Consider the following 9,860-nt stretch of genomic DNA (forward strand, 5'->3'; position numbering starts at 1 on the left):
GGGCTTGGCCGGGTCCAAAATGACCGCCGCGGCGAATACCGCGCCAGCCAGCGGCCCCCGGCCGGCTTCGTCCACGCCGGCCAGCAAGGGACTCAATTGCATCGCGCCACATCCAGCACCGCGCGGGCCGCGCGGTTGGCCGTATCCTGGCGCAGGGTCAGCTGCAGCTCGGTGAAAGTTTTGACCATGTCGGCCCGCGCCGCGGTATCGGTGTACAGCCGCTGCATCTCTTCTGCCAGCTTTTCCGGCGTAGCCTGCTTCTGCAACAGCTCGGGCACCACGAAGCGGCCGCACAGGATATTGGGCAGGCCCACATACGGCAGCTTGATCTTGCGCTTGACCAATCGATACGTTAGCGCCGACAGCTTGTAGCTGATGACCATCGGTCGCTTGGTCAGCGCCACTTCCAGCGTGGCGGTGCCGCTGGTGACCAGCACCACGTCGCTGGCGATCATCGCCATCTGCGCATGGCCGAACAGTTTGCGGATGGGCAGATCGCGCGCCTTCAACTGATACAGCATGCGCTCGAACTGCTCCATCGTGGCGCGGGTGGCCAAGGGAACCAGGAACTGCGCATCAGGATATTGTCTGAGCAGCAGCCGGGCCGTATCCAGATACACCGGCACCATGTATTCCAGCTCGCTCTGCCGGCTGCCCGGCATCAGGGTGAATACCGGCACATCCAGCGGCAGGCCCAGTTGATCGCGCATCGCCTCCTGATCCGGTTCCAGCGGAATCTCGCTGGCCAATGGATGGCCGACATACGTCACCGGGATGCCCGCCTGGCGGTACAGCGGCGGCTCCATCGGGAACAGGCACAGCACATGGTTGGCCGCGCGGCCGATTTTCTGGATGCGCTCAGGCCGCCAGGCCCATATCGACGGGCTGACATAGTGCACGGTTTGCACGCCGCCCTTCTTCAACGCGGCCTCCAGCCCCAAATTGAAGTCGGGCGCGTCGATGCCGATGAAGACGTCCGGCCGTTCCGTCAGCAGCTGCTCGCGCAGCTGGCGACGGATGCGCAACAGTTCCGGCAGGCTTTTCAGCACCTCGGAATAACCGCGCACCGCCAGTTTCTCCTGCGGCACCATGCTGTGAAAACCGCGGGACTCCATGCGCGGGCCGCCGATGCCGGCGAATTCGATATCGCTGCGGTGCGCCCGCAGCGCGTCCATCAGATGAGCGCCCAGCAGGTCGCCCGAGGCCTCGCCGGCCACCATGGCCACCTTCAGGGCGCCTTTGCGCTTGAACAGGTGATCGCTCATAAGCTCAGCGGATGATTCCTCGCGCCGATTGACCAAAGAAACGCACGAACGGCTCCAGCTCGGCGTGGCCTTCGCCAGCCTCGGCCAGAATGGCGGCCTTAGCCTCGTCGTAGCTCAAACCCTGGCGGTACAGGGTTTTGTAGGCGTTGCGCACGCGGCGGATCTGATCCGGCGTGAAGCCGCGGCGCTTCATGCCTTCCGCATTGATGCCGGAAGGCACGGCGCGGTTGCCGTGCGCGGTCACATAGGCCGGGATGTCCTGCGCCACGGCGCTGGCGAACGCCGTCATCGCATGTTCGCCCACGATGACAAACTGGTGCACGCTGGTGAAACCGCCCAGGAACACCCAGTCCCCCAGGTGCACGTGCCCCGCCAGCGTGGCGTTGTTGGCCAGGATGATGTGGCTGCCGACCTGGCAATCATGGGCGATGTGCACATAGGCCATGATCCAGTTGTCGTTGCCGATGCGGGTGACGCCCCCATCCTGCACCGTGCCGGTATTGAAGGTGCAGAATTCGCGGATGGTGTTGTTGTCGCCGATTTCCAGCCGTGTCGGCTCGCCGGCGTACTTCAGGTCCTGCGGCATGGCACCCAGCGAACAGAACTGGAACACGCGGTTGTTCTTGCCGATGCGGGTATGGCCCTCGATCACCACATGCGGGCCGATCCAGCTGCCGCTGTCTATGCTGACATTCGGGCCGATGATGGAGTAGGCACCGATTTCCACGTCATCAGCAATCTGCGCCTTCGGATCAACGATGGCGGTCGGATGAATGGTCATATCACACCTCGCGTTTGGCGCACATGATTTCCGCTTCGCACGCCACCTGGCCGTCCACCAGCGCGCGGGCCGAGTACTTGCCGATGCCGCGCTTCAGCGCCATCTGCTCCACCTCGAATACCAGCTGGTCGCCCGGCACGACCTGGCGCTTGAAGCGGGCGTTGTCGATGCCGACGAAGAAATACAACTCGTTTTCGGCGCGCTCGCCCTGGCTCTTGATCGCCAGAATGCCGGCGGCCTGCGCCAGCGCTTCGATGATCAGCACGCCCGGCATCACCGGATACTGTTCAAAGTGGCCCGCGAAGAACGGCTCATTGATGGTCACGTTCTTCAAGGCCTTGATGCGGGTATTGGCTTCGAATTCGGTGACGCGGTCTACCAGCAGGAACGGATAGCGATGCGGCAGGTAGCGCATGATCTCGCGGACGTCGATCGAGACAGCGTGTTCACTCATGAGGTTCTTCCTTCGAATTTTTCAATGTTTCCAGTTCTCGCTCAAGCTGCTTGATGCGCTTGGCGAAATCATCCAGATGGCGGACATGGACGGCATTGGCCAACCAGTCCTTCATGCTTTGCAGGGGGTAGGACGAGGCATAAGTGCCCGCTTCCTTGATCGATTTCGACACCAGGGTGCCGCCGCCGATATGTGTGCGATCCGCCACGTCGATGTGGCCGACGAACATCGCCGCGCCGCCCACCGTGCAGCGCGCGCCGATCTTGGTGCTGCCGGCGATGCCGACGCAACCGGCGATGGCGGTGTGCTCGCCGATTTCCACGTTATGGGCGATCTGCACCAGGTTGTCTATCTTGGCGCCTTTACGGATCACCGTATCCACCAGCGCGCCGCGGTCCACCGTGGTATTGGCGCCGATTTCCACGTCGTCCTCCAGCACTACCCGGCCGGTCTGCGGAATCTTGAACCAGTGGTCCTTGTCCCAGGCCAGGCCGAAGCCATCGCCGCCAATCACGCTGCCGGAATGCACGCCGACGCGGTTGCCGATCACGCAGCCATGATAAACCGTGACATTGGGGTACAGCGTGACGTCGTCGCCAAGCACGCAGCCGTCGCCGATCACCACGCCAGGCATCAGCCGGCAGCGTTCGCCGATGACGACATCGTCGCCGATGGTGACGTTGGCGGCGATTTCGCTGCTCTGGCCAATCCGGCAGCCCTCTCCCACCACCGCGCGCGGATGAATGCCGGCGCGCGGCGCTTTGGGCGGATGAAACAAGGTGGCCAGCCGCGCAAAATACAGGTAAGGATCCGCGGTGACGATCAGCGAGCGGCCATCGAGCTCGGCAGCGAGCGCATCGGTTACGATCAGCGCGCCAGCCGCGCTTGCCAGCATCTGGCGGCGGAACTTGGCGCTGGCGACAAAGGCCACTTCGCCGGCGACAGCGCTTTCCAGCGGCGCCAGCCGCTCGACTGCCAGATCCGGGCCGCGCAGCTCGCCGCCCAGTTGTTCAACGATGTATGCGAGTGTGTAGGACATCAAAAACAAAGCCGACCGCGGGTCGGCTTACTCCGGTGACGGTTTAAACGATTACTTGTCCAGCTCTTTGAGCACTTGCGGCGTGAGATCGAACTTGGGGTTGATGTACACCGCTTCCTGCAGGATGAGGTCGTAGTTCTCGCGCTGGGCGATCTCCTTGACCACGCGGTTGGCCCGTTCGGTCACGCCGGCGAACTCTTCGTTGCGCCGCTGGTTGTAATCTTCGGCCAGCTCGCGCGACTTGGCGCGGTAATCGCGGTCCAGGCTGGCGTATTCGCGTTCAAAACGCTTGCGATCGTCCTGAGACAGGCTATTGCCGCCGAGCTGGGACTCCAAATCCTTGGCCCGCGTTTCCATCTTTTTCAACTCTTCGCGGCGATCCGAGAACTCTTTGTCGAGCTTCTTGTAGATGGCTATGGACGCGCCAGCCTCGCGATAAATCCGCTCGACGTTGATGTAGCCGAGCTTGAAGTCGGCGGCATGCACCGGCATAGCCGCAACGCTCAACATAGCCAGCCACCATTTCCATGCTTTCATGATTGCGTCCTCGGATAGCGTTTAGAACGTGGTGCCCATCTGGAACTGGAAGCGCTGAATCTTGTCATTCGGCTCCTTCTTCAGCGGATTGGCAAGACTGAACTTCATCGGGCCCATCGGCGACAGCCAGGTCAGCGCCAGGCCTGCCGAGTAACGCAAGCCATCGCTCGCCGAGCTGTAAATCCCCGCGGCGTTTTGCTGGCTGGTCAGATTGGTGTTCCATAGCGTGCCGACGTCGACGAAGGCGCTGAGGCGCACGGATTTATTATCCTTCAAGCCAGGCATCGGGAACAGGATTTCCGCATTGGCCACCGCCTTGCGGTTACCGCCCAGATAGGAATTGGCTACGGAATCATACGGACCGATACTGCTGGTATCATAGCCGCGCACCGAACCCAGGCCACCCATGTAGAAGTTCTGGAAGAACGGCAACACCTTGGTCTTGCCGTAACCGTCGGCATAGCCCAACTCGCCGTTCAGCATCAGCGTGAAGTCCTTGGACAGCGGGAAGTACCAGGTCTGTTGGTGCGTCAGACGGTAATATTCCAGCGAACCGCCAGGCAGACCCGCATCGGCATTGACGCGAATGGTGGCGCCGCGCGTCGGCCAAAGCGCGCTATCGCGCGTATCGCGGCTCCAGCCTACCGTGCCAAGTATGGTGTAGTTGCTGCTGCCATACTGGTTGACGAAGTCGATGTACTGCTGCGGGCTATTACTATACGTCGTGATGTCGGTCTTTTCCGCGCCCAACGTGAAGTTGATGCGGTCGTACTCGGTGATCGGCACCCCAAAGCGCACGTCAGCGCCTATCGTGCCGGTCTTGTATGCCGAGATAGAGGTCGCGTCCGGGTTGTAGACGCGGTCGTACACGTCATAACCCAGGCTGACGCCATCCGGCGTGAAGTACGGATCGGTGAACGACAGCGAGTAATTCTTGTTGACCTTGCCGGTGGACATGCCCAAAGACATGTATTTGCCGGAGCCGAAGATATTGCTCTGCGAGATGTTGGCGCCGATCACCAGGCCTTCGCCCTGCACAAAGCCCAGGCTGCCGGAGATGCTGCCGGTGGAGCGTTCCTTCAGGCTGATGTTCATGTCCACCTGATCCGGCGCGTCCGGCACCGCAGGCGTTTCGACGTTCACGTCTTCGAAGTAACCCAGGCCGTCCAGGCGCTCCTTGCTGCGCTTCACATCGGCAGCGTTGTACGGGGCGCCTTCCATCTGGCGCAACTCGCGGCGAATCACTTCATCGCGGGTCTTGTTGTTGCCGGCCACATTGACGCGGCGGACATAGGTTTTGCGGCCCGGATCGACGAAGAAGGTGAAAGCCGCGGTCTGCTTGTCGTGATCGATATCCGGCAGCACGTTGACGTTGGCGAAGGCGTAACCGGCCTCGCCCAGGCGGTCGCTGATTGCCTTGACCGCTTCAGTCACTTTCTCATTATTGAAAGTGTCCCCGTTCTTGATGCTGATCAGCTTGCGCAGCTCCGGCTCCGGCACTTTCAGATCGCCGGCCAAGCGCACGTCGGACACGGTGAACTTCTTGCCCTCATGCACATTGATGATCAAGTACATGCTCTGCTTGTCCGGGCTGATCGACACTTGCGACGAGTCGATGCCGAACTCCATATAGCCCTGATTCTGGTAGAGAGCCTTGAGCTTCTCCAGATCGCCAGTCAGTTTCTGCTTGGAATACTGGTCATCCTTGGTGATCCATGACAGCCAGCCGCCCGTGGTCAGGCTGAACTCATCAAGCAGCTTGGACTGCGAGAAAGCGTTGGCGCCGACGATGCGGATTTCCTTGATGCGCGCGGTCACGCCCTCGTTGATGTCCAGCGTGACCGACACGCGGTTGCGCTCCAGCTTGGTGACGGACGGCGTGATCTCCACCGAATACTTGCCGCGGCTGTAATACTGGCGCTTCAATTCCTGCACCGCGCCATCCAGCAAGGCCTGGTCAAAGATCAGCGACTCGGCGAAACCGTTGTCCTTCAGCGCCTTTTTCAGTTGATCCTTGCTGAATTCCTTGGCGCCGTTGATGTTGAGCTGGGTGATCACCGGGCGCTCCGCCACGGTGACGATCAGGGTGGCGCCACGGCTTTCCACGCGCACGTCGTTGAAGAAACCGGTGTTGAACAGCGCCTTGATCGATTCCTGCGCCTTGGCATCGGTAAAGGTGTCGCCCACCTTGACCGGCAGATAGTTGAAGACCGTGCCCGGCTCGGTACGCTGCAGGCCCTCAACGCGAATATCCTTGATGACGAAAGGATCAGCGGCCATCGCAGTGGAGGCCATGGATAGGCCCAGCACGGCCGCTGAAAGTAGCTTCAATTTCATAGGTACGTTTTAACCCCCAAATAGGCGGCTGAAATCATTCAGCATGGCAAACGCCATCAAAGACGCCAGCAATATGAAACCAATTTTTTGTCCGAGCATTTGCGCCCGTTCGCTGACGGGCTTACCTCTTACCAGCTCCGCGACATAATACATTAAGTGGCCGCCATCCAGAACCGGTATGGGCAGCAGATTGAGTATGCCGATGCTGATGCTGATCAGCGCCAGAAATTCCAGATACGGCGTCAGCCCCTCGCGCGCCGTCTGCCCCGCCACATTGGCGATGGTCAGCGGACCGGACAGGTTGTTCAAAGAAGCGTGGCCAATCAACATATTGCCCAGGAACTTCAGGCTCATCCAGGCGGTGTCGCCCGTCTTCACCGCAGCCTGCTGCAATGCGCCGAACACGCCATAATGCACCATGAAGCTCAGCTTGTCGTTCCAAGCCGCATCCGGCAATGGCGCGACGCCAATGCGCCCCACCACTTCATCATCCTGCGTCACCGCCTGCGGCCGCAGGCTCAATTGCATCGGCTTGCCGTCGCGCTCGATGCGGATTTGCAAATCCTTGCCAGGGCTATTGCGCACCTGCTGCACCCAAGCCTCCCAGCTGGATAGCGGCTGGCCGCCGACAGACAACAGCTTGTCGCCGGGCTTCAAACCAGCTTTGGCCGCCACGCCGCCCGGCTCCACGACGCCTACGGCCGGCAGAAAGCGTGCAGGCGAAAACCCGGGATCGCCCTGCTGCAAGGCCTGCACCGCCTTGTCGCCAAAGCGGGCGGCATCGATACGCCGCTCCGCAGCCGCGCCGGAGGCATTCTGCACCCGCACGGAGATAACGTCGCCGGACATGGCGGCATCGACCAGGGCCAGGCGGATTTCCTGCCAGCTGGACACCCCGCGCCCAGCCACGCTGATCACCCGGTCGCCATCGCGAAACCCCGCCGCGGCCGCCGGCGTCTGCGCCACCACGGTGCCTATCAGCGGCTTCAGCTGCGGCACGCCCTGGGCAATCACGCCCCAGTACAACAAGACGGCCAGCAGCAGATTCGCCAGCGGGCCAGCCGCCACGATGGCGATGCGCTTGAGCACATGCTGGTTGTTGAAGGCGCGGGGCCGCTCCTCCGGATCGACATAGCCCTCGCGCTCATCCAGCATCTTGACGTAGCCGCCCAGCGGAATCGGGCAGATCACCCACTCGGTCTCACGCGGCTTGAAGCGGAACAGCGGACTGCCAAAGCCGATAGAGAAACGCAATACGCGCACGCCGCACAGTTTGGCCACCCAATAGTGGCCAAGCTCGTGAAACGTCACCAACACGCCTATCGCCAGCAGGAACGCGAATACAGTCAACATAAGGCCACCCTCTGCTCCGCGTAGCGCCGGGCCTCGGCATCCCGCGCCAGCAATCCCGCCAGCGAATCGCTGGCCGCAGCCGGGACGCCGGACAAGGTGTCAGCCACGATGCGCGGTATGTCAATGAAACGAATCCGCCCTTCCAGGAAGGCGGCCACCGCCACCTCATTGGCGGCGTTCAACACGGCGGGCGCGTCGCCGCCGGATTCCAGCGCATCGAAGGCCAGCTGCAAGCACGGGAAGCGCCGCATATCCGGTTTTTCAAAGGTCAAGTCGCCCAGAGCGAAGAAATCCAGCGACTCCACGCCCGCCTCTATGCGCTCCGGCCAGGACAGGGCGCACGCGATAGGCGTGCGCATATCGGGAGAACCCAGTTGCGCCATCACCGAACCATCCCGATATTGCACCATCGAATGGATCACGCTCTGCGGGTGCACCACTACATCGATGCGGCTCGGCGGCACATTAAACAGCCAGCGGGCCTCTATGACTTCCAGCCCCTTGTTCATCAGCGTGGCGGAGTCGACCGAAATCTTGCGCCCCATGCTCCAGTTGGGATGGCGGCAGGCGTCATCGGGAGAGACATCCAACAGCTCGGCGGCGGACTTGCCGCGGAACGGGCCGCCAGAAGCGGTCAGGATGATCTTGCGGACGCCAGCGACATCCGGCTGGCCGGCATATCCCGCCGGCAGCGACTGGAAAATCGCGCTGTGCTCGCTATCCACCGGCAGCAAGCTCGAGCCGCTGCCATGGACCGCGTCCATGAACAGACGTCCGGCCACCACCAGCGATTCCTTGTTCGCCAGCAGGATGCGCTTGCCGGCCCGCGCCGCGGCCAGCGCCGACGGCAAGCCTGCCGCGCCGACGATGGCGGCCATCACCGCGTCGACTTCCGGCAAGACGGCCACCTGCTCCAAGGCCTGCGCGCCAAACAGCACCTCGCCCGCCAAGCCGGCATCAGCCAGGCGCAGGCGCAATTGCGCAGCGGATTCGGCATCCGCCACTACCAGATAATCGGGATGAAAACGACTTGCCTGCTCGAACAGTTTGTCGAGCTGGCGATGAGCGGTCAGCGCCACCACCCGGTAGCGCTCGGGATGACGGGCGATCACGTCCAGCGTGCTGCAGCCTACGCTGCCGGTCGCCCCCAGTACGGCAATACCCTGAGGTTTGCTCATGTGAACCTTCCAGAATTACATGCCGCCCAGCGCGCGCAGGGCGTTGCTGACCGCCAGCACGGCGATCAGACTGTCGATACGATCGTACACGCCGCCATGGCCGGGCAGTAGCGCGCTGCTGTCCTTGATGCCGGCCGAACGCTTGAACCAGGATTCCAGCAAATCGCCGCACACGCTGACCGCGGTCAGCGGCAAAGCCAACAACAATAGCCCCCACAGCGGCAGATGGATGTCCAGCCAGCCAAAGTGATCGACCAGCGCCACATACAAGGCCACGCACGCCACGGCGCCGTAAACGCCCTCCCAGCTCTTGCCGGGACTGATCGCCGGCGCCAGCTTGCGCCGGCCAAAGGCCTTGCCGGAGAAATAGGCGGCCACATCGGCCACCCAAACCAGCCCCATCACGGCCAACAAGGCCAGCGCATCATGCCGCGTCGGCTCCGGCCTCCACTCCATGAAGGCGAACCAGGCCGGCAGCATCAGGGCCCAACCGAGCAGCCAAGCCGCTGCGCCCGACGGAATCGGCCAGCGCTTGACCAGCCAGGCCGGCACCAGGACCAGCCAGAACGCCAGCGCCAGGCCATGAACGGCGACATGCGTGTGCCAATGGCCGAACCAGGCGATCACCGCCAGCAGCGAAGACAAGGCCAAATAGGCGGCTTGCTCAGGCAGGCGCATCTTGACCATGCGGGAGTACTCCCACAGGGCCAGAATGACGATCAACCAGGAAAAGCCGCCCCAGGCGGCCGCAGGAAACAGGAAAAGTGCCGCCAGCATCAGCGGAAGCAGCACCAGCGCAGTCAGAATACGCGTTTTGAGCATGAAAGGTTAGGGTCGGTCGCGGCGCAAATGTTCCGGCAGTTGCTCGCTGGTGCGACCAAAGCGCCGTTCACGCTGCCAGTAGGAAGAAATGGCC

Annotated in this window: 9 protein-coding genes and 1 pseudogene; all 10 read right to left on the reverse strand. The window is 62.2% G+C overall.

The features are described 5' to 3' along the window. Positions 1 to 102: pseudogene (gene rnhB / locus JHD59_RS20945) on the reverse strand (ribonuclease HII); the annotation flags it as partial. Next, positions 93 to 1,265 (reverse strand): lipid-A-disaccharide synthase, encoded by a 1,173-nt coding sequence (gene lpxB / locus JHD59_RS20950; protein ID WP_199155676.1) that lies wholly within the window; start codon positions 1,263 to 1,265, stop codon positions 93 to 95. The gene lpxB and the pseudogene rnhB, both read right to left, overlap by 10 nt. A gap of 4 nt (positions 1,266 to 1,269) precedes the next feature. Further along, the gene (gene lpxA, locus JHD59_RS20955; protein ID WP_103316822.1) at positions 1,270 to 2,046 is read right to left on the reverse strand and encodes an acyl-ACP--UDP-N-acetylglucosamine O-acyltransferase; all 777 of its coding nucleotides are present in this window, start codon (positions 2,044 to 2,046) and stop codon (positions 1,270 to 1,272) included. Between the two features lies 1 nt (position 2,047). Next, positions 2,048 to 2,500 (reverse strand): 3-hydroxyacyl-ACP dehydratase FabZ, encoded by a 453-nt coding sequence (gene fabZ, locus JHD59_RS20960; RefSeq protein WP_103316824.1) that lies wholly within the window; start codon positions 2,498 to 2,500, stop codon positions 2,048 to 2,050. Next, positions 2,493 to 3,539: a UDP-3-O-(3-hydroxymyristoyl)glucosamine N-acyltransferase gene (lpxD, locus tag JHD59_RS20965; RefSeq protein ID WP_199155677.1), complete on the reverse strand. Its 1,047-nt coding sequence runs from the start codon at positions 3,537 to 3,539 to the stop codon at positions 2,493 to 2,495. The genes fabZ and lpxD overlap by 8 nt, the downstream gene beginning before the upstream one ends. A gap of 51 nt (positions 3,540 to 3,590) precedes the next feature. Further along, positions 3,591 to 4,076 (reverse strand): OmpH family outer membrane protein, encoded by a 486-nt coding sequence (locus JHD59_RS20970; protein ID WP_103316828.1) that lies wholly within the window; start codon positions 4,074 to 4,076, stop codon positions 3,591 to 3,593. 21 nt (positions 4,077 to 4,097) lie between these two features. Then, positions 4,098 to 6,413, reverse strand: a complete 2,316-nt coding sequence (bamA, locus tag JHD59_RS20975; protein WP_103316830.1) for an outer membrane protein assembly factor BamA — start codon at positions 6,411 to 6,413, stop codon at positions 4,098 to 4,100. 9 nt (positions 6,414 to 6,422) lie between these two features. Next, positions 6,423 to 7,766, reverse strand: coding sequence for an RIP metalloprotease RseP (gene rseP / locus JHD59_RS20980; RefSeq protein WP_199155678.1), 1,344 nt, complete (start codon positions 7,764 to 7,766; stop codon positions 6,423 to 6,425). Next, entirely contained in the window at positions 7,760 to 8,944 is a 1,185-nt protein-coding gene (gene ispC, locus JHD59_RS20985) for a 1-deoxy-D-xylulose-5-phosphate reductoisomerase (protein WP_199155679.1), read from the reverse strand. Before ispC ends, rseP begins: the two co-directional genes overlap by 7 nt. 15 nt (positions 8,945 to 8,959) lie before the next feature. Continuing rightward, positions 8,960 to 9,766: a phosphatidate cytidylyltransferase gene (locus tag JHD59_RS20990; RefSeq protein WP_199155680.1), complete on the reverse strand. Its 807-nt coding sequence runs from the start codon at positions 9,764 to 9,766 to the stop codon at positions 8,960 to 8,962. Positions 9,767 to 9,860 lie beyond the last annotated feature (94 nt).

The sequence above is a fragment of the Chromobacterium sp. ASV23 genome (genome assembly GCF_016428945.1).
GTDB classification, from domain to species: Bacteria; Pseudomonadota; Gammaproteobacteria; order Burkholderiales; family Chromobacteriaceae; genus Chromobacterium; species Chromobacterium sinusclupearum.